Raw genomic sequence first — 26,308 nt, 5'->3', positions numbered from 1 at the left:
CTTACATTGTAATATTTCGTATCTTCGCAGACTCAAAATAGAAAGATGCGTACAAAATCTGTAGGAAAGAAGAAAATTAATATTGTAACGCTTGGTTGTTCCAAGAATGTTTACGATTCAGAAGTTTTGATGAGCCAGCTTAAAGCCAATGGTAAAGAGGTGGTACATGAGGATCGAGGAGATATTGTTGTCATCAATACTTGCGGATTTATCGATAACGCAAAAGAAGAATCAATTAATACCATTCTGGAATATGTTGATGCTAAGAATAGAGGTGAAGTAGAAAAGGTTTTTGTTACAGGCTGTCTTTCTGAGAGATATAAGCCGGATTTAATTAAAGAAATCCCAGATGTTGACCAATATTTTGGGACCAGAGATCTTCCGATTTTATTGAAACATTTAGGTGCAGATTACAAGCACGAATTAGTGGGTGAGCGATTAACCACTACGCCAAAGCATTACGCATACCTTAAAATTTCTGAGGGCTGCGACAGACCTTGTTCGTTTTGCGCAATTCCGTTGATGAGAGGTGGTCATGTTTCCACACCGATCGAAAAGTTGGTAAAAGAATCTCAGAAATTGGCTAAAGTAGGTGTGAAAGAACTGATTCTGATTGCACAGGATTTAACTTATTATGGTTTAGATATATATAAGAGAAGAGCTTTAGGTGAACTTTTAAAAGAACTGGTAAAAGTAGAAGGTATTGAATGGATTAGACTTCATTATGCTTTCCCAAGTGGTTTTCCGGAAGATGTTTTAGATATTATCAGAGAAGAACCGAAAGTTTGTAATTATATAGATATCCCGCTTCAGCATATCAATTCAGATTTGTTGAAATCTATGAAACGTGGTACAACACACGAAAAAACAAATGCTTTATTAGAGAAATTCCGAGTGAAAGTTCCTGATATGGCAATCAGAACTACTCTAATTGTTGGTTATCCTGGTGAAACAGAAGAAAGATTTCAAGAGTTGAAAAACTGGGTAAGAGAGCAAAAATTTGACAGATTAGGATGTTTCACCTATTCTCATGAAGAAAATACAGGTGCTTACGTTTTAGAAGACGATATTCCGCAGGAAGTGAAAGAAGACAGAGTTGAAGAGATTATGGAATTGCAGTCACAGATTTCTTGGGAGAAGAATCAGACAAAAATTGGTGAAGTTTACAAATGTATTTTTGACAGGAAAGAAGGAAATTATTTTGTGGGAAGAACCGAATATGATTCTCCCGATGTAGATAATACTGTTTTAGTGGCTACAGACAATGTTTATATATCAATTGGCGAGTTTGCTCATGTAAAAATCACTTCCGCAGAGGAGTTTGATTTGTACGGAGAGCTTGTTTAAAAATAAATAAAGAATTAAAAAACCAATGACTAAGTCATTGGTTTTTTTGTTTTAATGAACATTAGAATAAATCATATTCATTAAATGGATGCTAAATCAACCGGCATTTTTAAGAATTGCACTGCAAATTCAATTTATTAAGCCAGGTAGTACAATCAAATGTAAGTGATGTTTTGTCTTTTTTAATGGTAGATATTTTATCTTTTCGAAACATGTATTTGATTATTACAAAGAGATTTTAGTAAAATCACAAAATTTTAAATAGATGATTATCAACGTATTAAAAGTTTAATGTCAAGTCTAATGCTCTGTAAGCAGTTAATTATATTAACTTTTAGAGTCAATATTTAACACATTTTAACATAGTGCTATAAATCCCCTAAAAATAGGCTGTTAGAATGCTTTTTAAGATATTTTTAACATTTTATTAGGTTTTGTTAACATCTAAAATAGGTGAGTACAAAGTTTCAGTATACTTTTGCCCTGTCAAACAATAAAAATAATTCAAAATGATGAAAAGATTCATTCTCGTAATCATAATGATGATTTCAACACTAGGTGTTTATTCTTTCAAGAATAATGCCGAAGATGCGAAGAAAACAAGTTATGCGTCGTACTACCACGACAAGTTTAATGGTAGAAAAACAGCAAGCGGAGAGGTTTTTGATAACTCTAAACTTACCGCAGCACACAGAACGCTTCCTTTTGGAACCGAGTTAAAGGTAACCAATCTGAACAATGGAGAAGAGGTAATTGTAACGATTAATGATAGAGGGCCTTTTCATTCATCAAGAGCATTAGACATGTCTAAAGCAGCGTTCGATGAAATTGGGGGAGTCAAAAAAGGTATTATCCCAGTAGAGTACGAAATTGTCGATTAAATTTAATACGATTCTTAAATTAAATAAAGCCAGCTGATTCAGCTGGCTTTATAGTTTTTATACATTCACTTCAATCATCGCAGGGCAATGATCAGAATGCACTGCTTCCTTCAAAATAACGGCTCTGGTGAGTTTATCTTTTAAAGAATAGGAGGCAAAATTATAGTCCAGTCTCCATCCTTTATTATTGGCTCTTGCATTTTGTCTGTAGCTCCACCATGTATAATTATTTGGTTGATCGTTGAAGAATCTGAAGCTGTCTATCAATTCGCATTCGTTGATAAAATTCGTCATCCATTCTCTTTCCATTGGCAGAAATCCTGAAGTGTTTTTTAAGCCTGTCGGATTATGAATGTCAATCGCTTCATGACAGATATTAAAGTCTCCGGAAATAATAAGATTCGGAATTTCTTTCTTTAAGTTTTTTATGTATTCTAAAAAATCGTGACAGAACTGCATTTTGAATTCCAGTCTTTCGATATTAGAAGCCGATGGAACATACACAGAGATCACAGAATATCCATCAAAATCGGCACGAATAATTCTTCCTTCATTATCATAGCTTTCAATTCCACAGCCGTATTCAACATGATGAGGTTTTATTTTCGAAGCAATTCCGACTCCGCTGTAGCCTTTTTTTACTGCAGAATGCCAATAACTTTGATAGCCGATTCTTTCGAGACTTTCGATGTCTATTTGGTCGTTTCCGGCTTTGCTTTCCTGAATGCAGATAATATCCGGATCTGCAGTTTTAAGCCAGCCCAGAAAATCTTTTGTAAAGGCAGCTCTGATTCCGTTGACGTTGTAGGTGATTAATTTCATGATTCAAAAATATAAAAAATCGGGCGGAAAAAATCGAAGATTTTTTCCGCCCGAGCCCAAATAATAAACTATGAAAAAACTATTTTGGTTCTAAAATACTGATTGGGATAATACATTCTTCCAAAGAAATTCCGCCATGTTGGTAAGTTTCCTTATAGTAGTTTACAAAATGATTGTAATTTTTTGGATACGCTAAAAATATATTGTTCTTAGCAAAAATATATTTTGAACTTAAATTTCCTTTTGGTAAAAATATTTTTTCAGGATTGGTTACTGCCCAGACATCTTTGTCATCATACGTTAAGCTCTTTCCTGTTTTATAACGAATATTGGTAGAAGTTTCTCTGTCTCCTACAACACGGCTTGGTTTTTTAACATAAACAGTTCCGTGATCGGTTGTGATGACCAATTTATACCCACTTTCAGCTGCCAGTTTGATAATTTTAAGTAAAGACGAATTTTCAAACCAATTCGACGTGAGCGAACGGAAAGTTTTGTCATCTCTGATCAATTGGTCAACAATATGATTGTCGGTTTTTGCGTGAGAAAGAATATCGATGAAATTATAAACGATCACTAAAAGATCATTGTTTTTATGTTGATTAAAATCTTCATAAATTTTCTTTTCAAAATCAGCATTCAAAACCTTTAGATATTTCATTGATTTAGAATTTAAACCAATTCTCTTCATCTGATCTTCTAAAAAGTCACGCTCATATTCATTTTTGTTTCCGTCTTCATTATCATTAAACCATTTATCCGGAAAACGTTTTTCAATTTCTGAAGGGAGCATTCCTGCAAAAAACGAATTCCTTGCATATTGAGTTGCTGTCGGAAGAATGCTGTAGTAATAATCTTCAGACACTTTATTGTAATATTTTGTGAATAAAGGCTCAATTACTTTCCACTGATCATATCTCAGATTATCAACCATCAGCAAAAGAACTTTATCTTTTTCAACCTCGGGTTTTACCTTGTCTCTGAATAGAGTATGACTCATCAACGGTTTGTCATTTCCATTCAGCCATTCTTCGTAATTGTTTTCAATAAATTTTGCGAACTGAATATTGGCTTCCTCTTTTTGAGACTGTAGTAAATCAGCAAATTCATTATCTGCAACTTTATCGAATTTAATTTCCCAATTAACGATTTTTTTATAATATTCTGCCCAATCCTGATATGTTCTGAGATAAGAGAGTTCCATCGAAAGGCTTCTGAACTCTTGCTGGTACTGAAGAATTGTCTTTTGCTCAACAAGATTGTCCTCCTGAAGATTTTTCTTTAACGACAATAAAATTTGATTAGGATTTACAGGCTTGAGAATATAATCAGCAATCTGAGAACCGATAGCCTCTTCCATGATATGTTCTTCTTCACTTTTTGTCACCATTACGATTTTTAAAGAACTGTCTTTGTCTTTAATCATAGGAATGGCTTCAAGACCGGAAATCCCCGGCATATTTTCATCAATAAGTATCAAAGCAAATTTTTCTGAATCCATCAGTTCCAAAGCCTCATTTACATTATTGACAGGAGTTACATGATACCCCTTTTTTTCTAAAAATACGATATGAGGTTTGAGTAAATCTATTTCATCATCGATCCATAATATCTTTTCTGACATAAAAGTTTAATTTTTTCTATGATTATTGTATCAAAACTGCGACCAAAAGCCTTTAACAAAAGCCAAATTGAAGCTGTTATAAGTTAAATCTTAGTTAAAGAAATTTGACCTTCTATAACTTAAATATGTGGTATGAAGATAGGTTAAAAAATTGAGTATTTGCAGGATTATGAAGAAAAATTTATTCGATAAAATTTACAATTTTCTTTGAATTAAGTTTAATACCTTAATTTTGCATATCACAGTATATTTCTATGCAGAATAAGCTAAAAATTATCAACGATCCTGTTCACGGTTTTATAAAAATTCCTCACGAGATTGTATTTGATATAATAGAACATCCTTACTTTCAGAGACTAAGAAGAATTTCGCAGACCGGACTTTTAAATTTAATTTTCCCAGGAGCTACGCATACAAGATTTCATCATGCTTTGGGTGCGATGCACCTCATGTTTACCGCTTTGGAAACGTTAAAGCAAAAAGGAATTCAGATTTCAGAGGAAGAGGAAAAAGGAGCAATGTTGGCGATTTTGATGCACGATATCGGTCACGGTCCGTTTTCTCATGCATTAGAAAATATGCTCATGGATGATTGGCATCACGAAAACCTTTCATTGTTGTTGATGAACAGATTAAATGATGAGTTTGATGGCAAGTTATCTGTCGCAATAGAAATGTTCCAGGGGAAATACCACAGAAAATTTTTTAATCAATTGATCAGTTCACAATTAGATGTTGATCGTTTAGATTATTTGAAAAGAGACAGCTTTTTCACCGGAGTTTCAGAAGGAAATGTAAATACACAGAGAATTATTTCGATGATGAATGTCTGCAAAGACGAGCTGGTGATTGATGCGAAAGGTGTTTATTCTATTGAAAATTTTCTTACTGCACGAATGTTTATGTATTGGCAGGTTTATTATCACAAAACATCAGCATTGGCTGAGTTTATTTTGGTTAAAATTCTTGAAAGAGCAAAATATCTGGCCTTGCAGGGGGTAGATTTGCCTGCAACGGAGAACTTGAAATACTTTCTGAACCGTGAAAAAAGTGAAGAAACCGATGAAGATGTGCAAAGATTTACCCAGATGGATGATAATGATATCATTCATGCGATGAAATTGTGGCAGAATGCTGATGACTTTCTTCTTTCCTATTGGTGCCAATGTGTAATCCAGCGAAACCTCCCAAAAACAATCATTTCTTCTCAGCCTTTTGATCCTGAGTTTATTCAGGAAAAAATAAGAAGTACCAACGAATTTCTAGGGATAAATAATGCTCAGGAACTTGTATACGAGATTGAACGTAGCTTGTTACCTTATAATACAGATAAACAGCCTATTTATTTACTGCAAAAAAACGGTAAAATTTTAAGGCTTGATGAATCTGAAGACCAACTTTTGTCTGGCTTGATATCCAATAAAACAACACGTTATATTCTTACCTTTCCTCGACAATAGGAAGCGTATTTTTTTAAATATCAATAAAATCTTTATTCGCCAAACTAAAAAATGTTGGTGAATAATAGATTTTCTTATCTTTGCAGGATATGGAATTCACAGCTTCGCAAATTGCGAGTTTTATTGACGGAAAAATTATAGGTGACGAAAACGCACTTATAAAAGGAGTTTCACCTATTGAGAGTGGGGAAACCGGGCATCTTTCTTTTATTGCCCAGGAACGTTTTTCACACTATTTAGATACTTCAAATTGCTCCGTTCTTATTGTTTCGGAAAATATTTTAACCAAAGACATTTACAATCAGACCATAATTGCTGTTAAAGACGCTTACCTTTCTTTTCAGGTTCTGATGAATCTCTATCATGAGATGCAAGGCAAAAAAGAAGGTTTGGAAAGTGGTTCTTCCATACATGAGACTGCTGTGATTGGCGAGAAAGTTTATGTTGGCGCTTTTACTTACGTATCCGAAAAAGCTAAAATAGGGGATGGTTCACAGATTTATCCGCAGGTTTATATCGGAAAAGGAGTGAAAATTGGTAAAAACTGTAAAATTGACAGCGGAGCCAGAATCTATGATTATTGCATAATCGGTGATAACTGCATCGTACATTCTAATACGGTGATTGGTGGTGATGGTTTTGGTTTTCAGCCAACTGCAGAAGGTTTCAAAAAAATTCCTCAGTTAGGAAATGTTATCATTGAAGATGATGTTGAAATTGGCTCGAATTGCAGTATCGACAGAGCAACAATTGGCTCCACTGTTATTGGCAGAGGAACTAAAATTGATAACCTGATCCAGATTGCCCATAATGTGAAAATTGGTCAGAACAATGTTATTGCTTCACAGACAGGTATTGCAGGTTCTACAATTGTTGGCGACTGGAACCAAATTGGAGGTCAGGTTGGTATCGTAGGACACATCAAAATAGGAAACCAGGTGAAGATTCAGGCTCAGAGCGGTGTAACTTCTCACGTGAATGATAAAGAAACTCTTTATGGTTCACCTGCAATAAGCTACAATGACTATCTTAGAAGCTACGTACATTTCAGGAATCTTCCAGGAATTGTAAACAAAATAAATAATCTTGAGAATAACTCAAAAGATCATACTAATGAGTGATATGCAAAAAACACTTCAGGAAGAGGTTACTCTGTCCGGAATTGGTCTTCATACTGGTAAAGAAGTAAAACTGACCATCAAACCTGCCAAAGAAAATACAGGTTTCATCTTTGTAAGAACAGATTTGGAGGGGCACCCACAAGTTGAAGCTGATGTAAACTATGTTGTAGCTACAGAAAGAGGAACAACTCTGGAGAAGCTTGGTGTAAAAATCAATACTTGTGAGCATCTTTTGGCTGCCTTAGTAGGTTGCGATATCGATAATGCTTATTTAGAGATGGATGCTTCAGAACCGCCGATTTTAGATGGTTCTTCTAAGTTTTTTGTTGAAGCTATCGAAAGTGGAGGAATAGTAGAACAGAAAATCGCCAGAGAATATTTGGTTGTGAAAGAAGTTCTGAGCTACAGCGATCCTGCAACCGGTTCAGAAATTACCATTATTCCGTCAGATAATTACGAAATTACAACGATGGTAGATTTTGGGACTAAAGTTTTAGGTACTCAGAATGCTACACTTAAAAATATTTCAGAGTTTAAAGAAGAAATCTCTTCTGCAAGAACGTTCAGCTTTTTGCATGAGTTAGAAATGCTTCTTGATCACGGTTTGATCAAAGGAGGAGATATTTCTAATGCCATTGTATATGTTGATAAAGATCTTACTGCTGAAACAACAGAAAAATTAAAGAAAGCGTTTGGTAAAGATCACGTTGCGATCAGACCCAACGGTATTCTTGATAATTTAACTTTAAACTACCCCAATGAAGCTGCAAGACATAAATTACTGGATGTAATCGGTGATTTAGCATTATGCGGAGTTAAAATTAAAGGGAAAATTATTGCCAACAAACCAGGACATTTTGTAAATACCCAGTTTGCTAAAAAACTGAACCGTCATTGGAAATTACAGAAAAAGAAAAACGTTCCGGATTTTGATTTAACGAAAGAACCTGTTTTCGATATCAACGGCATCATGAGACTAATGCCTCACAGACCACCGTTTTTATTGATTGACAAAATTCTTGAATTATCAGATTCTCATGTTGTCGGGTTAAAAAATGTGACAATGAACGAGCCTTTCTTTGTGGGTCACTTTCCGAAAGAACCTGTAATGCCCGGCGTTTTACAAGTTGAAGCTATGGCGCAGACAGGCGGTATTTTGGTTTTAGCAAGCGTACCGGATCCTGAAAATTATTCTACTTATTTCATTAAAATGGATAAAGTAAAATTCAAGAGAAAAGTAGTTCCCGGTGATACAATGATTTTCAAAATCGAATTGATTGAGCCTATCAGAAGAGGTATCGTGCATATGCAGGGTTACGGATACGTAGGTGATACAATAGCTGTAGAAGCTGAGCTTATGGCTCAGGTTGCAAAAAATAAAGTTGAGTAAATGATTCATCAATTAGCCGCCGTTGATAAACGTGCAAAAATCAGTAAAAATGTAATTGTAGAGCCATTTACAACCATTGCCGGTGATGTCGAAATAGGTGAAGGTACCTGGATTGGTTCTAACGTTACCATTATGGATGGCGCAAGAATCGGAAAAAACTGCAGAATTTTCCCCGGTACTGTAATTTCAGCTATTCCTCAGGATCTGAAATTTGATGGTGAAGATACTCATACGATTATTGGTGATGAAACAACAATCAGAGAATGTGTTACCGTTAATAGGGGAACAAAAGCTTTGGGATTTACTAAGATTGGGAATAACTGTCTCATCATGGCAACGTCTCATATTGCACACGACTGTTTAATTGGTGATCATGTGATTATCGTAAACGGCTGCGGTATTGCAGGTCATGTAGAAATCGGTGATTTTACGGTGATGGGTGGCTTAAGTGCCGTTCATCAATTTGGAAAAATTGGTAAGCATGTGATGATTTCCGGGGGTACTTTGGTGAGAAAAGATATTCCACCTTATGTGAAAGTAGCTCGTGAGCCGATGTCTTACGCAGGAATTAATTCTGTAGGTTTAAGGAGAAGAGGCTTTACCAACGAGAAAATTTTCGAGATTCAGAAGATTTACAGAGCGATTTTTCAAATGAAAATGAATGTCTCACAGGCTGTTTCTCACATCGAAAAAGAAATGCTTCCTACAGCTGAAAGAGACGAAATTCTCCAGTTTATCCAAAATTCTCCAAGAGGTATTGTAAAAGGATACGGAACGGGCAGAGAATAAGAGATGTAAAAATCTTAAGTTTAAAAAATAAAATAATTAACAATAAAAATGGGTTTAGATTTAACGTTTAAACCCGAAACTTTAAACCAAAATTTAATGGCAACAAGTAACGATATAAGAAAAGGACTTTGTATAGAATTCAGCAATGATATCTTTAAAGTAATTGAATTCATGCACGTGAAACCGGGTAAAGGTCCTGCTTTCGTAAGAACAAAAATGAAGTCTGTAACCAACGGAAAAGTTCTTGACAATACTTTTTCTGCAGGTCACAAAATTGATGAGGTAAAAGTAATTACCAGAAAATTCCAGTATCTTTATGATGATGAGAATGGTTTCCACTTCATGAATAACGAAGATTTTTCTCAATTATATTTAGGTAAAGAAATGATCGAAAATTCTCAGTTGATGAAAGCTGGTGAAGAAGTAACCATCATTTTGAAGGAAGCTGACGAAACTCCGCTTTCGGCAGAATTACCGCAGTCGGTTTATTTAGAAGTTATTGAAGCAGATCCGGGGGTGAAAGGAAATACCGCTACCAACGCTCTGAAAAATTCAATCGTTGAAACTGGAGCAAGAGTAATGGTTCCTCTTTTTATCGAGCCGGGAGACAGAATTAAAGTAAACACAGAAGACGGTTCTTACTTAGAAAGAGTAAAATAATTGTAGAAATTGTGCAGACTTTTCAATATATAAGAGATTTTACGGCTGTTATTTGTTTTTTTGGCTGGATTTTACTCTACTTTATTGATAAAGAATACACCAGGAATATCAGAAAAAATTTATTGATCATATTTATGGTCTGTATAGTACTACTTATTTACAACATCTATTTAGTAAAAGTTAATTAATCAAAAGAATGAGCTATTTAGTTCATTCTTTTTTGTAAAAATATTTTTAAATGAAATTTCATCAGCCACAGAAACTAAAAACAATTGCAGATCTTATCGGAGCAAAATTTGTGGGTTCCGAAGATTTTCAGGTTTTTGGCACCAACGAAATTCACAGAGTGAAATCTGGTGAAATTGTTTTCGTCAATCATCCAAAATATTATGATAAAGCTTTAAACTCCGCTGCAACCATTATCTTAATTGATAAAGAAGTAAATTGCCCGGAAGGAAAAGCTCTTTTGATTTCTGATGATCCTTTCGGAGATTTCAATAAAATCAACACCCATTTTACCAAAATCTATAATTTCACAGAAACACTTCATGATGTGGAGATAGGAGAGGGTACGAAAATTCACCCATCCGCAGTTCTTGGGAACAATATCACCATCGGAAGAAACACCATCATCTTCCCGAATGTTGTGATTGGTGATCGCACGGTCATTGGTGATAATGTAATCATTCAGTCCAATACAGTTTTGGGTGGCGATGCATTTTATTACAGAAAACTAGACGGAAATTTTGACCGATTAATCTCTGTAGGAAATGTAATTATCGAAAACAATGTAGAAATCGGAAACGGTTGTACCATTGATAGAGGAGTCACAGATTCTACCATTATAGGCGAAGGGTCGGTTTTAGATAATCAGATTCAGATTGGTCATGATACGGTGATTGGTAAAAAGTGTTTAATAGCTTCTCAGGTCGGTATTGCCGGCTGCTGTATCATCGGTGATGAGGTTACTCTGTGGGGACAAGTTGGTATTGCTTCAGGAAACAATATAGAAAGTGGTTCTGTTTTATTGGGTAAAACCGGAGTCAACAGAGATCTCAAAAAAGGCACATACATCGGGATGTTTGCTGAAGATTTTAAAACGTATCTGAAAAAAGAGGTGAAGTTGAGAAATCTCGAATAAACAATTTGCTTGGTTATATCTGAAATTAAAGAAAATTAAGTAAATTTGTGAGCATTAAGAAAAATAAATTAAAACAACAATAAAATGTCAATTTTAGTAAACAAAGATTCTAAAGTAATTGTACAAGGATTTACAGGTAACGAAGGTACTTTTCATGCAGGTCAGATGATCGAATACGGAACCAACGTAGTAGGTGGAGTTACTCCAGGAAAAGGAGGAAGCGAACATCTTGGTAAGCCCGTATTTAATACTGTTGCTGATGCTGTTGCAACTGCAGGAGCTAACGTAAGTATCATTTTTGTACCACCTGCATTTGCTGCAGATGCTATTATGGAAGCTGCAGAAGCGGGTATTAAAGTAATCGTATGTATTACAGAAGGTATTCCTGTTGCAGATATGGTAAAAGTAAAATCTTACATCTCTGATAAAGAATGCAGATTGATCGGACCAAACTGTCCTGGAATCATCACTTCTGATGAAGCTAAAATTGGTATTATGCCAGGTTTTGTTTTCAAAAAAGGTAAAGTAGGGATCGTTTCAAAATCTGGAACTCTTACTTATGAAGCTGCAGATCAGGTTGTAAAAGCTGGTTATGGTGTTTCTACAGCAATCGGAATCGGTGGTGACCCAATTATCGGAACTACTACAAGAGAAGCTTTAGAATTATTCATCAATGACCCTGAAACCGAAGCTGTTGTAATGATCGGTGAGATCGGTGGTGGTCTTGAAGCTGAAGCGGCAAGATGGTATAAAGCCAGCGGCTCTACAAAACCGGTTGTAGGTTTCATCGCAGGACAAACTGCTCCTAAAGGCAGAACAATGGGTCACGCAGGTGCTATTGTTGGAGGTGACGAAGACACAGCTCAGGCTAAAATGGAAATCATGAGAGAAAACGGTATCAATGTAGTAGATTCCCCTGCTGATATTGGTGTTACCGTAGCAAAAGTTTTAGGATAATTAAACCTCAAAACGATATAAAATCGCTTTAACTGATTTAGAAATATAAACACTAAAGAGGTAGCGATAATATATGACGTTTAAAAAAATACAACATACATATGAAAAAATTTTTATTAACATCAGCTTTAGCACTTTCTGCTTTATCTTTCGCACAGATCGATTTAAGCAGTACAAGATTTGGTGTTACTGTTGGTGGAAACTATTCGAGAGTTAAAAATGCTCATAACCCTTCCGGAGCAAGATTTGCTTTTCAGGGTGGTGTTTTGGCACTGATCCCGATGGGACGTTCTAATCAGTTTTACCTTCAGCCGGAAGTAGTTTATTACGGTGCAGGAGAATCTGGTAAAGATAAAGATGCAAAAGGAATAAAAGGTTATGATGCGGTTTATGCCAACAATTATATCAGCGTTCCTGTTTCTTTCAAAGGATATTTTTCTGAAGCAGAATCAGAATTCTTTGGTTTGATTGGTCCGAGATTCAACTTTTTAATTGATCAGAAAGTTAAAAATGAATCACGAGAAATCTATAGAACAGATCAGTTGGGTAAGGCAGCTTCTTTTAACCTCGCAATAGGTGCAGGAATAGGCTACAGTTACAAAAGACAGCTTGAATTGGCTCTGAAGTATGATTTTGGTGTTTCTAATACATATCCAGACTTGGATGAGAGTAAATTAGATCCAAATTCAGCAAAGAAGAAATCTGAGCAGGTTCTTAGTTTAAGCTTAAGCTATATCTTCGAATAAAAATTTTTCAATCAAGACATAATAAATCCCGGGATATTCATCTCGGGATTTTGTTTTAGTATGAAGTAACTTTTAGCTTCTTATCCATTTCCAAAGCTCCTTCAGCGTTGCCTTATTTCCGTACATCAAAATTCCCACTCTGTAAATTTTTCCGGCTAAGAAAATCATAAAAATCGTGGTGATGAGTAATAAAAATATTGAGAGAGCAATTTCCCAGGCAGGAACACCGTAAGGTATTCTTGCAATCATCGCAACAGGCGAAGTGAAAGGAATAATTGATAACCAGAATCCTAATGGTCCGTCAGGATTATTCATCAGAGAAAAGCTTCCATACATACCTAGAGTTAATGGTAAAATCGCAAATAATGTAAATTGTTGTGTTTCGGTTTCGTTATCCACAGCAGAACCAATTGCAGCATAAATCGAACTGTAAAAGATGTATCCCAAAAGGAAAAACACAATAAATACAAAGATGATTAAAGGGAAGTTTAAATCTAATAAACTGTGAGAAACCTGTGTAGCAATCTGTGCAATATCAAATTTTTCAGATAATTCTTCATTTCCGCCGGGAATATTTTTTTGTACCGCAGAAAAACCCGTGTTCAAAACTAATGCCCCAATTACGGACATAGATATCCAGACGATAAACTGAGTTAAAGCAACCATTGTAACGCCTAGAATCTTCCCCATCATCAGTTCAAATGGCTTTACAGAAGAGATGATAATTTCTACCACACGATTGTTTTTCTCTTCAAGAACGCTTCGCATCACCCGTACTCCATAAATGATGATAAACATGAATGTAACATACATTAATCCCATGCTCAGTGCAGTTTTAACCCCGAAAGCAAGGTCAGAATCTTCTTTATTGTCTTCAGATACATTGATGGTTTTCAGTTCGAAATTTTTATCAAGATTGTTAAGTTGAGATTCGGCGATACCTAATTGTTTGATTTTTTCTTTTTTAATGACATTACTGATGTCAGAAATAATTTGCTGCTTTGTATCGAGACCGATTTTAGTATTAACGACCAGTCTTGTGTTTTTTTCTACATCATCAAAATTTTGACTTGAGATGGGCGGCAGAATTAAAATTCCATCTAAAGATTCATTGCCTTTGAGGTTTTTAATTTTCGATTTTTCATCAGCTACCGGAACGAAAACATATTCCAGTTGATCATTAGATTTTAGCTGACCTTTGAAAAGTCCGCTGTTGTCAACCACTTCAATAATGTTGTGTGATTCGTTGGCTTTAAACATCAATCCGATCACTGCACCAAATCCGATGATCATCAATGGAGCCAATAAAGTCAGGAGAATGAAAGATTTTTTCTTTACCTGCGTAAGAAATTCTCTTTTTGTAATTAAATATATATTATTCATAGATTTAAGAATGATTGCCTACGGCGTTAATAAACACTTCATTCATACTCGGGATTTTTTCTTCGAATGATCTTACTTTTCCTGTCTGCACAAGATCCAGCAAAATGTCGTTTTGATTGACTGTATTTTTCAGATCAAAAGAAACCAAATTGTTTTGTTCAAATAAATTGAAAACTTCATACTTATTTTGAAAGTTTCGAAGCTGTTCGTTATTCACATCAGAAAGTGTAATTCCGAAAATATTTTTCTTAAATTTTTCTCTGACATCAAAAACTCTTCCGTCAATTATTTTTTTAGAATTGTCGATTAATGCAACATAATCACACATTTCTTCCACACTTTCCATTCTGTGGGTTGAGAGAATAATGGTGGTTCCGTTATTTTTAAGCTCGATGATCTGATCTTTAATCAGATTGGCATTTACAGGATCAAAACCTGAAAATGGCTCATCCAGAATTAATAAATGCGGTCTGTGAAGTACAGTCACCACAAACTGTATTTTCTGAGCCATTCCTTTAGAAAGTTCGGATAGCTTTTTTTTCCACCACTGGTCGATGTGCAGTTTTTCAAACCATTTTTTGGCTTCATTCAGTGCATCGTTTTTTTTCATTCCCTTCAGTTCACCAAAATAGAGAATCTGATCTCCGACGCTCATATTTTTATACAAACCTCTTTCTTCAGGCATATATCCGATATCTTTGATATGACTCGGATTTAGTTTTTCACCATTGATAAAAACCTCGCCGGAATCTGCCTGTGTAATCTGATTGATGATTCGGATGAATGAGGTTTTCCCTGCACCATTAGGTCCGAGAAGACCATAGATACTTCCTTTTGGTACATGGATGCTAAAATCTTCCAAGGCTGTTTTTTTTCCTGCATTGTAAGTTTTAGTAATATGATCGGCTTGTAGCATTAATTTTTTTTTATAATGAGTATAAAAATAATAAGAAAGTTACATAATGTTTGCAACAGAATGGTATAAAACGAAAAATCCTGATGATTATCAGGATTTAATATTTATTGTTTTACTATTTGAGTAACCTTTTGAGTATTGTCGCTTAGAATATATCGGATCAGATACTTTCCGGGTTTTAATCTTTCAATGTTGATTTCAGCTTTATTGGCATTTACATTATAATTGGCAACCTGTGTTCCCAAAATAGAGTAAAAGATCACTGATTTTATTTTTAACGAAGAATCTTTCGCTTTTACCATCAAAAAATCTTTCGCAGGATTAGGGTATGCCGTAAGAACACCATCATCAGACTTTTGTGATGTGGAAGATGGTTCTTTAGTCTGTGCTTTAATATTGTCGGAAAAACCAACAAAAGCGCCCATAAACATAATTAAAAGTAAAAGTTTTTTCATCTAACGGATAATTTGCATAATTATTACAAACAAAAGTAATAAATTCTACAATCAACTGCAATAGTTTTTTATAGAACTTATATTAAATTTGCAATAAATTATTCAAAAAGTATTCCAAAATGATATATTCAAGAAACAGAAGATTGAGAGTAAATGAATCGATGAGAGGATTGGTAAGAGAATGCAGCCTTTCAACAGACGATTTTGTAATGCCGATCTTCGTAATGGAAGGTGAAAATAAAGAAGAGGCAATCTCATCAATGCCCGGAATTTTCAGACGCAGTATTGATTTGACCGTGAAAGAGTGTAAAGAATTATTCTCTTTAGGGGTAAAAGCGGTTAATCTCTATATGAAAGTCTCAGAACATCTTAAAGACAATACCGGAAAAGAAGCGTGGAATAAAGACGGACTAATGCAGAATACCATCAAAGCAATAAAAGATGCTGTACCGGAAATGATTATTATGCCCGATGTTGCATTAGATCCTTACTCAATTTACGGTCACGACGGAATTATAGAAAACGGGAAAATTGTAAATGATGCTACCAATGATGCTTTGGCAAGAATGTCTGTGTCACACGCAGAAGCTGGTGCAGATATTGTGGCGCCAAGTGATATGATGGATGGCCGAGTTCTGGCAATTCGTGAGGCTTTAGAAGAAAGTGGTTTCCATGATGTAGGAATTTTAAGCTATGCTGCAAAATATGCGAGTTCGTTCTACGGACCATTCAGAAGTGCATTAGACAGTGCGCCGAAAGATAATTTGGAAATTCCTAAAGATAAAAAAACGTATCAGATGGATTTTCACAACTCGCGTGAAGCGTTAAACGAAGTTTTCAAAGATGTGGAAGAAGGTGCAGATATTATCATGATCAAACCGGGTTTACCTTATTTGGATATCGTTGCGAAAGTGCGTGAAGCAATCGATTTGCCGATTGCAGTTTATAACGTAAGCGGAGAATATGCAATGTTGAAAGCCGCTGCACAAAATGGCTGGCTGGATAATGATAAAGCAATTATCGAAAGTTTAACGTGTTTCAAAAGAGCAGGAGCAGACATGATTTTCACGTATGCTGCTAAAGAAGCGGCAATGATTTTAAACAGGTAATTAGTTAATTAGTTTTAAGTTATTAGTTATGAATTATAAGTTATAATAAAACATTCTTGACTCATAATTCATAACTTTTCACTGATAACTTTCAAAAAATTATTTGAAGTCAAAATCTTTTCCTTTTGTAAATTTTGCTGCGAAAGGAGCCTGGTTTCCCGAATATTTTAAAACAAAATGTTTTTTGGTATCGGTATCAACTTTAGCTTCAACTTCTACATTCTGTGTCTGAAAACTGACATCTAAGCCAATTCCGGATTCTTTTTCGAGGAAAATTTCTACGCTTTCAGCATAAAACAGTGAAGTGCTCAAATAATTAAACTTAATATTCTTCCGATAGGTTTTTGATTCTGAATCTGTGAATTCAGAATACTTTCTTAGAATTTCAATTCCCGGAGAATCAATATTGGTTATTCGGGATTTTGTTACTCCGTTGACACGCACAGAAAAACTTTTGGCACTGTTGATATTTCCATTGATTCCAATATTAAATAAAGAAGGCAAGGCTAAACCATATTCAACCATGCTTTCTTTTGTAAACTCAAAATCAGGAATTAAAGCCGGATGTTTTGGGGTTTTCAAAAGTTGGTCTTTCACGTTTTTTAACTGTTCGTCAGAGAATAAGAATCCGATCAGATTATTATTGGTTGTCCTCCAGTTTCTGCCATTCCATTCGTAAATTTCGCAAAGCAAAGTGTCTGCAGAAGAATGAGGAAGAAGGTCAATATCCTGCCATTTGAATACTTCTTTTGCATAAGGTCTTCGGTTGATCAGATTAATTCCGAGATCCAAAGCCAGTAAATCGGTCAGCTGTTGGTTATTTTCCATAAAAATTCAAGTTGTGATTGGTGATTTAAATGTAAGAAAAAAATCATTTTGCAAGATGAAATTTACATTAAAATTACAGCCATCCTTTTTTATTGTGAACATAAGTATTGTCAAATTGCTCATCACTCATAAAGAGATACAAAATCCCTTCTATAAACGGAATAACTGAAGCAATCCCAGCAGTGCAAACATTTAAAACCAACTGAATAATGCCTTCTCTTGTATAGCCTAAGTAAAATTTGTTTAAAGCCAGCCAGCCTACTAAAATGCCCAATAACGCTGCAGGGATTTTCTTTTCAGAACGATAAGGTAGATTGTTTTGATTTTGGTTGTTTTCTGTTTTTGTATAACCGTAATTTTCCATTGTAATAATTGTTGAGATGGTTGTTTTCAATAAGTCTTTTTAACATCTTAAAAGTTACAAGAGCTTAAATTTACAGCTGACATTTATATTTTTGATATATTTGCTCTATGATTTTACGAGGAGAAAACTTAATCAAAGAATACGGTCCCAAAAAAGTAGTAAAAGGCGTTTCTGTACAGGTTCAGCAGGGAGAAATTGTAGGTTTGCTGGGTCCGAACGGAGCGGGCAAGACCACTTCGTTTTATATGATCGTAGGTTTGGTAAAGCCCACTTCAGGAAAGATATTTCTCGACAAACAGGAAATTACTACCGATGCAATGTACCGGAGAGCCCAAAAAGGAATCGGCTATCTTGCGCAGGAAGCTTCGGTTTTCAGAAAATTGTCTGTAGAAGATAATATCATGGGAGTTTTGCAATTGACGAAACTTTCAAAACGTGAACAACAAATCAAATGTGACGAACTGATTGAAGAGTTTTCATTACAGCACGTCAGAAAAAACCGTGGAGATTTACTTTCCGGTGGTGAAAGACGCAGAACGGAGATTGCAAGATGTTTGGCAACGAGCCCGAGTTTTATTTTGCTGGATGAGCCTTTCGCAGGAGTTGACCCGATTGCCGTAGAAGATATTCAAAAGATTGTACGAAGCCTAACTGATAAAAATATCGGAATTTTGATTACCGACCACAACGTACAGCAGACTTTGGCAATTACCAATAAAACATACATTATGTTTGAAGGAAAGATCTTAAAAGAAGGTCTACCGGAAGAACTGGCAAATGATCCGCAGGTAAGAGAAGCCTACTTGGGTGAAAACTTCGTCTATCAAAGCATTTTCGATAAGCCAAGCAAGAAAACGTATGCCTACAATATTTGGGCAGGAAATTTTGAATCCAGACCGCAACTGCAGGGTTTTGTGGATGAAAATTTTGCTCAGTTTGATGATTTGAGATTGATGTATGGTTTTGAAGATATTGGTTTTGCAACCCTTGCCAATTCAGAAATTGAGCATATATTCTCTCAGGTTGTTGATAAAAATGCTAATAATTCTTTTGTTTTTCAGCGTAAAGAAATCAATTCACAATATTCTCTGGAGCAGGCAGAAGCTGAATTGAAAGCTGCGAGTACATCTGAACTGCATTATCTTACAACGTATGTATATGAAGGATAGACTTAATTAATTATTTAAGAAATGTTTTTTAGAAACATCTTTAATAAACATATAACCACTTATTCTAAAACGAGTGGTCTTTCTAAAATTGAATATGTAGAAAAATATAGACTCAAAAAACTATTTACATTATTACAGCAAGCTGAGAAATTAATTGAAGAACTTAGTCTAAAAAATTCAGAGGTACAATTCTTAAATTTTAAAAATGTTTTTATCGAGGAAATTTACGAACTACAAGTTGATAATGTGCCAGATTTTACAAAAATTTGGAATTGGTTTACACCAAATAGAGAATGGAACCAATTTACTGGACCTAAAGGAATCGAGATAGGTTTTCAGGTTTTTACTATAGCAAATATTTGGAAATTGGACGATGATTTTATCTCGGGGACAAAGGTTTTCCTTGATGGTGAATTTGGGGTTATTCTTGATAAAAATAGTAATGAAAATTTTGGAATAATCAGATGGGATACACCAAAAGAAATAGATGAAGAAGATTGGATTGGAATGTTTAGTACATTTAAAGAAATAGGCGGAGAGATTTTAGATAAAAGTTATCAATTCGAATATATCAATGATGACGGAACACTGAAAAGAAAGTAAACTAGTGATCAAAATAAATAATAATTCGTACCTTTTCTCTCAGAAACGGTACGTTTTTCGTTAAAAGCAATCCATGGCAAAACCTTTTACCAGAGCACTCAGTATTTTTGGGATTTACAGACAATTGAAGCCTTTCATTAAGCCGTATCGTTTGATGATTTACGGAACTTTATTTCTTACTTTTTTAGGAGCCATTACTGCTCAGGTAAATGCGGTAGTGCTGAAATATACAGTTGATGAAGTTGAAAAACTCACAAAACTCCCGAGTCCGATGTCGGAGGGTATTCACATTCTGATCGTGATTTCTGCCATACTTTTAGGAAAAGAAATTGCCAATATATTCATCAGTTTCGGGCAGAAATTTTATGGTGAAAAAATCAGAATTAATGTAAGTTCAGTTTTAGCACAATCAGCAATCGATAAGATTTTAACCTACAAAGTGGCTTACTTCAGTGACGAAAACCACGCTTCCGGAAAATTGCAAACCCGTATCGACCGTGGAATTGAAAGCTTAACAAAACTCGTTCAAAACTTTTTTATTGATATTTTACCGATGTTTTCAAACGCCATTATTGCATTGGTCATTATGTATATGCAGAATGTGTATGTCGGTCTTGTTTCCACAATTATTGTCCCGATCTATTTTTATGTAACCTCCATGCAGGCCAAGAAACTGGGCGGAGTAAGAAGGCAATTGCGTAACCAGCGTGAACAAAAAACTTCAGGATTATTAAATTTAATCAATTCAATTTTAGTGATTAAAAGTTTTGTAAGAGAAAAATTTGAAGGAAAAAAACAGTTTGATCTTCAGATGCAGTTGATGGAAAGCCAGATGTACACCAGAAAAACCAGTTTTATCTATGAGGGTCTGAAAACATTTATCGAGCAGATTGGTGTGGTTCTTATTATTCTGCTTACTGTTTATCTGGTGCTGAATCAACAGATGACAATTGGTGCGATCATGCTGCATATTATGTTATTCAACAATGTTTCTTCACCCATTCGTCAGCTTCACAGGATTTATGATGATATGAACGATGCAATGATTTATGCCGAAGGTTATTTTGATATTTTAAATGCTGATGAAGAAGCCGAACCCAACGGAACTTTAAGAGAAAACAAAACTTCAGGAAATTTTGAATTGAAGAACGTTAATTTTTCTTATCCAAACGGAACTCAGGCTTTACACAACGTTTCTATGACCATAGAAAACGGAAAAACCACCGCTTTGGTTGGCTTAAGTGGTGCAGGAAAATCAACGATTATTAATCTTTTATGCAAATTTTATCTTCCGGATTCCGGTGAGATTTTATTGGACGGATTTAATTTAAATGAATATGATAACGCATATCTACGTGACGATATAGGCTTGGTTTTGCAAAAAAATCATATTTTCCAGGGAAGTATTGAAGACAACATTCGATACGGACAAATGGATGCAGGTTTTGAACAAGTACAGGAAGCCGCCCGAAAAGCATATCTTCATGAGCAAATCATGGAACTTCCCGAAAATTATAAACATGATGCCACACAACTTTCCGGCGGACAGCAACAAAGGATTGCAATCGCAAGATTGTTTCTCAAAAATCCGCCCATTATTTTTTTAGACGAGCCTACCGCAAGTTTGGATGCGATTGCTACAGAACAGATTAAAAATTCTCTTGATGCGATCAAAGAGGGCAGAACAGTCATAATAATTTCGCATTCGCTATCTCAGATTTTAGATTCGGATACAATTTATGTAATGAAAAAAGGTTGTGTTGTAGAAAACGGAACCCATCAGGAACTTATGCAGATGGAGGGAACGTATAAAGAAATTTTTGATGCTTCGGCGAGAAGCTTAAATTTGGACAAGTTAATGAGTTCATATCGTGAGAATTGATGAAAATAAATACAAAATTTTAGTTTTTCACTAAGAAATGGAGGATCAATATTTAAAAAAGATAGATCGTGTCACCTCAATTCTTACCCAATTACAATCAAAACCCATTGTGAGAGCACAGGATTTGGCCGGGAAATTTGAAGTAAGTGTGAGAACGATTTATCGTGACATAAAAACATTAGAAAATGCAGGTATTCCAATAATTGGTGAAGCGGGAAGTGGATATTCTTTGATGGATGGATACAAACTTCCGCCTGTAATGTTTACCAAAGAAGAGGTTTTAAGTTTTATCACGGCCGAAAAGCTGATGCAGAAATTTTCTCACCAAAGTCTGGGAAATCATTATCAAACAGCGATGGCAAAACTGCGTTCTGTTTTAAAAAATTCAGATAAAAACTTAATTCATAATATTGAAAGTCAGATCGATATATTTGATTATAGTCCAAAATCCAATGATTCCGTGAAAAATATTATTCCCATTATCTTGGAGAGTATTGCAGAGAAAAAACAGCTTTCCATTGAATACCAAAGTGTTGATGAGAGAGTTTCTAACCGAACAATTGAAGCAGTTGGAATTTTTTACGAATTTAATTACTGGTACATTATGGCTTTTTGTACGCTCAGGAAAGATTTCAGGCAGTTCAGAGTAGACAGAATTTTAAAAATCTATAAAACAGAGATTTCTTTTTCACAGGAATACGGGAAAATCAATGATCACAGGAGAATTTTATCTGCTAAAACTACAAAAGTAAAATTGTTGGTGGATAAAAAAATTATGGGATATTTAATTAATTCTAAAAGCTATTACGGATTGACTGAAGAGAAAGAAACGGATAAAGGCATCGAAATGACTTTCGAAACAGAATGGATTGATGAAGGGTTTCCGCGCTGGCTGATCACTTTTGCAGATTATGCGGAAATTCTGGAACCCGAATTATTAAAGGTGAAAATGAAAAATTTAATTCAAAAAATTACGGAACATTATAATATTTAAGCAAAATTCTCCCACAGATTTCGAAGATTTACGCAGATCTTTTTATATGATCTGTCTAATCTTCTAAATCTGTAAGAGAAAATGTTTTACAAAGATTTATTCAATTGCCTGTACAATTTGTGGGAAATAAATTAAAATCTCTCCCAAAAGAAAGGGGGATCAATTCCCAAAGCTCTCAAATAGACAAAACCCTGTGCACGATGATGTACTTCATTGTCGATAAAATAAAGGATATTTTGGTACACCGGAAATTCGTACTGACCAAATAAATTGAAGGTTTCCTGAAAACGTTCCTCAGAAATTTGTTTAAAATACTGATCAATCACTACGGTTTCTTCATCCCATTTTGCAAGAATTTCCTCCTTAGTTTTTGGCTTAAAAGCTTCTTCCGAAAATTCCTCGATTTGTGTTTCTACAATTCCTTTCAAACCAGGACCAGCAATGCTGATCAACTCGACTGCTAATTTCGCAAACGGCCTCATCCCGCCCACAGAAAATTCAAAAAGTTCTTTTTCAGGGAACATTTCAATGACTCTTCTTGTCAGATTTCTGTGTCCTTGCCAATGTTCTAATAATTGCGCTGAACCGATAAATTGTTTGGCTGTTGTTGCTGTGGCTGTCATAATTTTTGTTTTAAATTGTTAATGTTATGACAAAGATAATACGGGTTGATGACAACAGTTTGTCAGTAGGATTTTAGTATTTTAAATATTATTTTAATTTTTTTAAAATAACTAAATATGTTTTCACGTTAGATGGATATCCTCTACACAAATGTTTTAATATCTATGTAAGGGTTAGGTAAATAATTTTGAATAAGTCTGGTTTTTTTAACCGGACTTTTTTGATAGATAGGTATTTTTTCTTTCAGTAATCGTTAGATTTTCCCTTTCAAATTGTACAAAAAAAGTTATTTTAGTGGTATGAAAATTTACACTAAAACAGGAGACAAAGGACAGACCGCTTTGTACGGCGGAACCAGAGTTTCCAAAGCCAGCGCAAGAGTAGAAAGTTACGGAAATATTGATGAGCTCAATTCATTTATTGGGATTGCAAAAAGTCATATTGAGGTTGAAGAAGTTTTAGAACAGCTGAAGAAAATTCAGTTTGATTTATTTACTGTCGGTTCTGAAGCAGCAACGCCGGTAGATAAATTAATGTTAGCCAATGGGAAATCCCGTCTTTCATTAATTATTTCTAATACTGAAATTGAAGAACTGGAAAACTGGATGGATGCTTTTGAAGAAAAACTAGAGCCGTTGCAATACTTTATTCTTCCCGGTGGCGGAAAATCAGCTACTTTTTTACATGCTGCGAGAACAATTTGCAGAAGAGCTGAACGTTCTTTAGTTTTTTTAAATGAATCTGAAGAAGTGCGCCCTGAATTGATTAAATATTTGAACCGACTTTCAGATTATCTTTTTGTTTTAGCAAGATATATTTCAAAAATTAATGAAGAACCAGAAGAATACTGGAATCCGAATGAAAGATAAAGTATTACTTTTCATCAATGGTGATTCTCCGAAATCATTTCCTGATCCTGAAAATTATGATTTGATTGCGTGTACAGATGGTGCTTTCCGTTATTTAAAACAATTAAATTTTCCTTTAGAAAAATTAGATTTTATTTCCGGTGATTTTGATTCGCATTCTGGTGCTGATGAAAATGTATATGAACATAAATTTATTTATACTCCTGATCAGGAAAAAACCGATTTTCATAAAGCTTTAGAGATTATTGCAGAAAGAGGTTTTAAAAATATCGATGTTTTTGGAGGAAGTGGAGGAGAACAAGACCATTTTTTGGGAAATCTCACCGTTGCTTACAACTTTAAAGAAAATTTAAACATCAAATTCTATGACGAATTTTCTGAATATTTTTTTATCCCCAAAACTTTTGTTTTAACGAACGTCAAAGATAAATTGATTTCATTATATCCTTTTCCGTCGGTTGAAAATGTGACTACAAAAGGTCTGAATTGGGCTTTAGCCCATGAAAATCTGAATATTACATCAAGAATAGGAACAAGAAATTTTGCCGTTGAAGATGAAATTTTTATCGAATATGAAAAAGGAGATTTGTTGCTATTTGTAGGAAAGAATAATCGCTGATTTTTGCATAGAAAAAAACGATTTCAGTCATTTTAAATCTGCGAAAACTTTAATGAAATTTAAAACTAAAAAATCAAACTTTTTTAGCAATTTTGCATTCTTAATTCACTTGTCAGAAAATGAAAATAAAATACTCGGAACTTATTGATCAGACATTGTATTTTCCAACGGAAGAATTCAATGTTTCTGAGAACAATTTGTCTTTTCATGATATTCCTTTAATGGAAGTCGTTGAGAAGTTTGGAACACCTTTAAAGGTCAGTTACCTCCCGAAGATTTCTCAGAATATTCAGAAAGCAAAAAGTTGGTTCAAAGAAGCTTTTGAGAAAATCGATTACAAAAAAAATTACAGATATTGCTATTGTACAAAATCCAGCCATTTCAAATTTGTCATTGAAGAAGCTTTGAAGAACGATATTTCTATCGAAACCTCTTCAGCGTATGACATGGATATTGTGAAGTCACTCTATAATGAAGGTAAAGTTACTAAAGATATTGAAGTAATCTGCAACGGTTTCAAAACTGATGATTATCTGGCGAAAATTTCAGATATGATTAACAGCGGTTTTGAAAACATTACCCCGATTTTAGATAATTACCGTGAGCTGGATAAGTTAACCGAAAGTATCGACACGACTTTCGATATCGGAATCAGAATCGCTTCCGAGGAAGAGCCAAAATTTGAATTCTATACTTCAAGATTAGGAATCGGATATAAAGACATCATCCCATATTACAGCCAGAAAATTGCTGAACATCCGAATGCAAGGCTGAAAATGCTCCACTTTTTCATCAATACAGGGATCAAAGACACCGCATATTACTGGAATGAATTGTACAAATGTCTTCGTGTCTATGCACGATTAAAGAAAATCGCTCCTGAAGTAAACTCACTGAATATTGGTGGTGGTTTCCCTATCAAAACTTCTTTGAATTTCGATTACGATTATCAGTATATGGTAGAAGAAATCGTTTCTCAGATTAAAAAATTCTGTGAAGAAGAAGGAGTAGAGGAGCCCAATATTTATACGGAATTTGGAAGCTTTACGGTTGGTGAAAGCGGGGCAAACTTATATAAAATCATTTCTCAGAAACGCCAGAACGACAGAGAAAAATGGAATATGATTGATTCATCTTTCATGACGACACTTCCGGATACTTGGGCAATTTCCAGACACTTTATCATGCTTCCTTTGAACCGTTGGGAAGATTCTTATGAAAGAGTTTTCTTAGGCGGATTAACGTGTGATTCAGATGATTATTACAATTCAGAACAACATACGAATGCCATTTATTTGCCTGTTTTTAGTGATACAAAACCTTTGTACATTGGTTTTTTTCATACAGGAGCCTATCAGGAAACCATCGGTGGTTACGGCGGAGTTCATCACTGTCTGATGCCGCAGCCAAGACATATTTTGATTCAGAAAGATGAAAATGGAGAATTTCAATACGAAATTTTCAGAGAAAGACAGGGACCCGAAGATATTTTGAAAATTTTAGGGTATTAACTTATTCAACAGGAACGGGCTTTAGCCCGTTTTCATAAAAAGAA

25 protein-coding genes and 1 pseudogene are annotated in these 26,308 nt (G+C 34.8%); 18 read left to right on the top strand and 8 right to left on the bottom strand.

What is annotated here, in order from left to right; all coding sequences use genetic code 11:
- Positions 1–45: 45 nt before the first annotated feature.
- Complete coding sequence (gene rimO / locus ACZZ9T_RS15895) at positions 46–1,347, top strand: 30S ribosomal protein S12 methylthiotransferase RimO (protein WP_463442895.1); 1,302 nt, start codon at positions 46–48, stop codon at positions 1,345–1,347.
- Between the two features lie 509 nt (positions 1,348–1,856).
- Positions 1,857–2,228: a septal ring lytic transglycosylase RlpA family protein gene (locus tag ACZZ9T_RS15890; RefSeq protein ID WP_463429313.1), complete on the top strand. Its 372-nt coding sequence runs from the start codon at positions 1,857–1,859 to the stop codon at positions 2,226–2,228.
- A 57-nt stretch (positions 2,229–2,285) separates the two neighbouring features.
- Here ACZZ9T_RS15890 and ACZZ9T_RS15885 read toward each other — a convergent pair whose 3' ends face one another.
- Positions 2,286–3,050: an exodeoxyribonuclease III gene (locus ACZZ9T_RS15885; RefSeq protein ID WP_463442894.1), complete on the bottom strand. Its 765-nt coding sequence runs from the start codon at positions 3,048–3,050 to the stop codon at positions 2,286–2,288.
- Between the two features lie 79 nt (positions 3,051–3,129).
- Positions 3,130–4,674, bottom strand: a complete 1,545-nt coding sequence (gene porX / locus ACZZ9T_RS15880) for a T9SS response regulator signal transducer PorX (protein ID WP_463429311.1) — start codon at positions 4,672–4,674, stop codon at positions 3,130–3,132.
- A 254-nt stretch (positions 4,675–4,928) separates the two neighbouring features.
- On the opposite strand from porX, the gene ACZZ9T_RS15875 reads away from it, so the two are divergent.
- From ACZZ9T_RS15875 to ACZZ9T_RS15840, 8 genes are all read left to right on the top strand, one after another.
- Positions 4,929–6,134 carry an HD domain-containing protein gene (locus tag ACZZ9T_RS15875; RefSeq protein ID WP_463442893.1) on the top strand — a complete coding sequence of 402 codons (1,206 nt, stop codon included), beginning with the start codon at positions 4,929–4,931 and terminating at the stop codon, positions 6,132–6,134.
- Between the two features lie 89 nt (positions 6,135–6,223).
- The gene (gene lpxD, locus ACZZ9T_RS15870; RefSeq protein ID WP_463442892.1) at positions 6,224–7,255 is read left to right on the top strand and encodes a UDP-3-O-(3-hydroxymyristoyl)glucosamine N-acyltransferase; all 1,032 of its coding nucleotides are present in this window, start codon (positions 6,224–6,226) and stop codon (positions 7,253–7,255) included.
- Positions 7,248–8,645 (top strand): bifunctional UDP-3-O-[3-hydroxymyristoyl] N-acetylglucosamine deacetylase/3-hydroxyacyl-ACP dehydratase, encoded by a 1,398-nt coding sequence (locus tag ACZZ9T_RS15865; RefSeq protein ID WP_463429308.1) that lies wholly within the window; start codon positions 7,248–7,250, stop codon positions 8,643–8,645. The genes lpxD and ACZZ9T_RS15865 overlap by 8 nt, the downstream gene beginning before the upstream one ends.
- Positions 8,646–9,434 carry an acyl-ACP--UDP-N-acetylglucosamine O-acyltransferase gene (lpxA, locus tag ACZZ9T_RS15860; RefSeq protein ID WP_463442891.1) on the top strand — a complete coding sequence of 263 codons (789 nt, stop codon included), beginning with the start codon at positions 8,646–8,648 and terminating at the stop codon, positions 9,432–9,434.
- Between the two features lie 96 nt (positions 9,435–9,530).
- A complete protein-coding gene (efp, locus tag ACZZ9T_RS15855; protein WP_463443013.1) occupies positions 9,531–10,094 on the top strand; it encodes an elongation factor P in 564 nt (187 codons plus the stop codon).
- Positions 10,095–10,332: 238 nt separating this feature from the next.
- Complete coding sequence (locus ACZZ9T_RS15850; protein ID WP_463442890.1) at positions 10,333–11,235, top strand: UDP-3-O-(3-hydroxymyristoyl)glucosamine N-acyltransferase; 903 nt, start codon at positions 10,333–10,335, stop codon at positions 11,233–11,235.
- 84 nt (positions 11,236–11,319) lie between these two features.
- Positions 11,320–12,192 carry a succinate--CoA ligase subunit alpha gene (sucD, locus tag ACZZ9T_RS15845; RefSeq protein ID WP_463429305.1) on the top strand — a complete coding sequence of 291 codons (873 nt, stop codon included), beginning with the start codon at positions 11,320–11,322 and terminating at the stop codon, positions 12,190–12,192.
- A gap of 101 nt (positions 12,193–12,293) precedes the next feature.
- The gene (locus tag ACZZ9T_RS15840; RefSeq protein ID WP_463442889.1) at positions 12,294–12,938 is read left to right on the top strand and encodes a porin family protein; all 645 of its coding nucleotides are present in this window, start codon (positions 12,294–12,296) and stop codon (positions 12,936–12,938) included.
- A 72-nt stretch (positions 12,939–13,010) separates the two neighbouring features.
- Here the strand turns inward: ACZZ9T_RS15840 and ACZZ9T_RS15835 are convergent, their stop codons facing one another.
- The 3 genes from ACZZ9T_RS15835 to ACZZ9T_RS15825 form a co-directional block, all read right to left on the bottom strand.
- A complete protein-coding gene (locus tag ACZZ9T_RS15835; protein WP_463442888.1) occupies positions 13,011–14,321 on the bottom strand; it encodes an ABC transporter permease in 1,311 nt (436 codons plus the stop codon).
- A gap of 4 nt (positions 14,322–14,325) precedes the next feature.
- Positions 14,326–15,237, bottom strand: a complete 912-nt coding sequence (locus ACZZ9T_RS15830) for an ABC transporter ATP-binding protein (protein ID WP_463442887.1) — start codon at positions 15,235–15,237, stop codon at positions 14,326–14,328.
- 104 nt (positions 15,238–15,341) lie between these two features.
- Positions 15,342–15,692 carry a T9SS type A sorting domain-containing protein gene (locus tag ACZZ9T_RS15825; RefSeq protein ID WP_463442886.1) on the bottom strand — a complete coding sequence of 117 codons (351 nt, stop codon included), beginning with the start codon at positions 15,690–15,692 and terminating at the stop codon, positions 15,342–15,344.
- A gap of 119 nt (positions 15,693–15,811) precedes the next feature.
- On the opposite strand from ACZZ9T_RS15825, the gene hemB reads away from it, so the two are divergent.
- A complete protein-coding gene (gene hemB / locus ACZZ9T_RS15820) occupies positions 15,812–16,801 on the top strand; it encodes a porphobilinogen synthase (RefSeq protein ID WP_463429300.1) in 990 nt (329 codons plus the stop codon).
- 99 nt (positions 16,802–16,900) lie between these two features.
- Here hemB and ACZZ9T_RS15815 read toward each other — a convergent pair whose 3' ends face one another.
- Together ACZZ9T_RS15815 and ACZZ9T_RS15810 are read right to left on the bottom strand one after the other, a co-directional pair.
- On the bottom strand, positions 16,901–17,629 hold the full coding sequence (locus ACZZ9T_RS15815; RefSeq protein WP_463442885.1) for a hypothetical protein: 729 nt from the start codon (positions 17,627–17,629) through the stop codon (positions 16,901–16,903).
- A gap of 73 nt (positions 17,630–17,702) precedes the next feature.
- Positions 17,703–17,993: a TM2 domain-containing protein gene (locus tag ACZZ9T_RS15810; protein ID WP_463443012.1), complete on the bottom strand. Its 291-nt coding sequence runs from the start codon at positions 17,991–17,993 to the stop codon at positions 17,703–17,705.
- 107 nt (positions 17,994–18,100) lie between these two features.
- Here ACZZ9T_RS15810 and lptB point away from each other — a divergent pair.
- From lptB to ACZZ9T_RS15790, 4 genes and pseudogenes are all read left to right on the top strand, one after another.
- Positions 18,101–18,826, top strand: a pseudogene (gene lptB, locus ACZZ9T_RS15805) (LPS export ABC transporter ATP-binding protein); the annotation flags it as partial.
- Positions 18,827–19,183: 357 nt separating this feature from the next.
- Positions 19,184–19,765: a hypothetical protein gene (locus ACZZ9T_RS15800; RefSeq protein ID WP_463442884.1), complete on the top strand. Its 582-nt coding sequence runs from the start codon at positions 19,184–19,186 to the stop codon at positions 19,763–19,765.
- Positions 19,766–19,919: 154 nt separating this feature from the next.
- Positions 19,920–21,647: an ABC transporter ATP-binding protein gene (locus tag ACZZ9T_RS15795; RefSeq protein ID WP_463443011.1), complete on the top strand. Its 1,728-nt coding sequence runs from the start codon at positions 19,920–19,922 to the stop codon at positions 21,645–21,647.
- 37 nt (positions 21,648–21,684) lie between these two features.
- Positions 21,685–22,641, top strand: coding sequence for a helix-turn-helix transcriptional regulator (locus ACZZ9T_RS15790; RefSeq protein ID WP_463442883.1), 957 nt, complete (start codon positions 21,685–21,687; stop codon positions 22,639–22,641).
- A 131-nt stretch (positions 22,642–22,772) separates the two neighbouring features.
- Here the strand turns inward: ACZZ9T_RS15790 and ACZZ9T_RS15785 are convergent, their stop codons facing one another.
- Positions 22,773–23,264 (bottom strand): DinB family protein, encoded by a 492-nt coding sequence (locus tag ACZZ9T_RS15785; RefSeq protein ID WP_463442882.1) that lies wholly within the window; start codon positions 23,262–23,264, stop codon positions 22,773–22,775.
- Positions 23,265–23,564: 300 nt separating this feature from the next.
- Here ACZZ9T_RS15785 and ACZZ9T_RS15780 point away from each other — a divergent pair, with 300 nt between their 5' ends.
- The 3 genes from ACZZ9T_RS15780 to ACZZ9T_RS15770 all read left to right on the top strand — a co-directional run bounded on the left by ACZZ9T_RS15780 (position 23,565) and on the right by ACZZ9T_RS15770 (position 26,264).
- Positions 23,565–24,134 carry a cob(I)yrinic acid a,c-diamide adenosyltransferase gene (locus ACZZ9T_RS15780; protein WP_463442881.1) on the top strand — a complete coding sequence of 190 codons (570 nt, stop codon included), beginning with the start codon at positions 23,565–23,567 and terminating at the stop codon, positions 24,132–24,134.
- Complete coding sequence (locus ACZZ9T_RS15775) at positions 24,094–24,753, top strand: thiamine diphosphokinase (RefSeq protein ID WP_463442880.1); 660 nt, start codon at positions 24,094–24,096, stop codon at positions 24,751–24,753. The genes ACZZ9T_RS15780 and ACZZ9T_RS15775 overlap by 41 nt, the downstream gene beginning before the upstream one ends.
- 119 nt (positions 24,754–24,872) lie before the next feature.
- Positions 24,873–26,264 (top strand): type III PLP-dependent enzyme domain-containing protein, encoded by a 1,392-nt coding sequence (locus ACZZ9T_RS15770; protein WP_463429293.1) that lies wholly within the window; start codon positions 24,873–24,875, stop codon positions 26,262–26,264.
- Positions 26,265–26,308 lie beyond the last annotated feature (44 nt).

Source organism: Chryseobacterium sp. AC417 (genome assembly GCF_979258215.1).
The sequence above is the reverse complement of the archived record's forward strand: the minus strand, read 5'-3'. Positions and strand labels throughout refer to the sequence as shown.

What these genes read in the sequence shown, in the direction of transcription:
- rimO (WP_463442895.1), top strand. Translation starts at nt 46, where the DNA reads ATGCGTACAAAATCTGTAGGAAAGAAGAAAATTAATATTGTAACGCTT.
- ACZZ9T_RS15890 (WP_463429313.1), top strand. Translation starts at nt 1,857, where the DNA reads ATGATGAAAAGATTCATTCTCGTAATCATAATGATGATTTCAACACTA.
- ACZZ9T_RS15885 (WP_463442894.1), bottom strand. Translation starts at nt 3,050, where the DNA reads ATGAAATTAATCACCTACAACGTCAACGGAATCAGAGCTGCCTTTACA.
- porX (WP_463429311.1), bottom strand. Translation starts at nt 4,674, where the DNA reads ATGTCAGAAAAGATATTATGGATCGATGATGAAATAGATTTACTCAAA.
- ACZZ9T_RS15875 (WP_463442893.1), top strand. Translation starts at nt 4,929, where the DNA reads ATGCAGAATAAGCTAAAAATTATCAACGATCCTGTTCACGGTTTTATA.
- lpxD (WP_463442892.1), top strand. Translation starts at nt 6,224, where the DNA reads ATGGAATTCACAGCTTCGCAAATTGCGAGTTTTATTGACGGAAAAATT.
- ACZZ9T_RS15865 (WP_463429308.1), top strand. Translation starts at nt 7,248, where the DNA reads ATGAGTGATATGCAAAAAACACTTCAGGAAGAGGTTACTCTGTCCGGA.
- lpxA (WP_463442891.1), top strand. Translation starts at nt 8,646, where the DNA reads ATGATTCATCAATTAGCCGCCGTTGATAAACGTGCAAAAATCAGTAAA.
- efp (WP_463443013.1), top strand. Translation starts at nt 9,531, where the DNA reads ATGGCAACAAGTAACGATATAAGAAAAGGACTTTGTATAGAATTCAGC.
- ACZZ9T_RS15850 (WP_463442890.1), top strand. Translation starts at nt 10,333, where the DNA reads ATGAAATTTCATCAGCCACAGAAACTAAAAACAATTGCAGATCTTATC.
- sucD (WP_463429305.1), top strand. Translation starts at nt 11,320, where the DNA reads ATGTCAATTTTAGTAAACAAAGATTCTAAAGTAATTGTACAAGGATTT.
- ACZZ9T_RS15840 (WP_463442889.1), top strand. Translation starts at nt 12,294, where the DNA reads ATGAAAAAATTTTTATTAACATCAGCTTTAGCACTTTCTGCTTTATCT.
- ACZZ9T_RS15835 (WP_463442888.1), bottom strand. Translation starts at nt 14,321, where the DNA reads ATGAATAATATATATTTAATTACAAAAAGAGAATTTCTTACGCAGGTA.
- ACZZ9T_RS15830 (WP_463442887.1), bottom strand. Translation starts at nt 15,237, where the DNA reads ATGCTACAAGCCGATCATATTACTAAAACTTACAATGCAGGAAAAAAA.
- ACZZ9T_RS15825 (WP_463442886.1), bottom strand. Translation starts at nt 15,692, where the DNA reads ATGAAAAAACTTTTACTTTTAATTATGTTTATGGGCGCTTTTGTTGGT.
- hemB (WP_463429300.1), top strand. Translation starts at nt 15,812, where the DNA reads ATGATATATTCAAGAAACAGAAGATTGAGAGTAAATGAATCGATGAGA.
- ACZZ9T_RS15815 (WP_463442885.1), bottom strand. Translation starts at nt 17,629, where the DNA reads ATGGAAAATAACCAACAGCTGACCGATTTACTGGCTTTGGATCTCGGA.
- ACZZ9T_RS15810 (WP_463443012.1), bottom strand. Translation starts at nt 17,993, where the DNA reads ATGGAAAATTACGGTTATACAAAAACAGAAAACAACCAAAATCAAAAC.
- ACZZ9T_RS15800 (WP_463442884.1), top strand. Translation starts at nt 19,184, where the DNA reads ATGTTTTTTAGAAACATCTTTAATAAACATATAACCACTTATTCTAAA.
- ACZZ9T_RS15795 (WP_463443011.1), top strand. Translation starts at nt 19,920, where the DNA reads ATGATTTACGGAACTTTATTTCTTACTTTTTTAGGAGCCATTACTGCT.
- ACZZ9T_RS15790 (WP_463442883.1), top strand. Translation starts at nt 21,685, where the DNA reads ATGGAGGATCAATATTTAAAAAAGATAGATCGTGTCACCTCAATTCTT.
- ACZZ9T_RS15785 (WP_463442882.1), bottom strand. Translation starts at nt 23,264, where the DNA reads ATGACAGCCACAGCAACAACAGCCAAACAATTTATCGGTTCAGCGCAA.
- ACZZ9T_RS15780 (WP_463442881.1), top strand. Translation starts at nt 23,565, where the DNA reads ATGAAAATTTACACTAAAACAGGAGACAAAGGACAGACCGCTTTGTAC.
- ACZZ9T_RS15775 (WP_463442880.1), top strand. Translation starts at nt 24,094, where the DNA reads ATGAAGAACCAGAAGAATACTGGAATCCGAATGAAAGATAAAGTATTA.
- ACZZ9T_RS15770 (WP_463429293.1), top strand. Translation starts at nt 24,873, where the DNA reads ATGAAAATAAAATACTCGGAACTTATTGATCAGACATTGTATTTTCCA.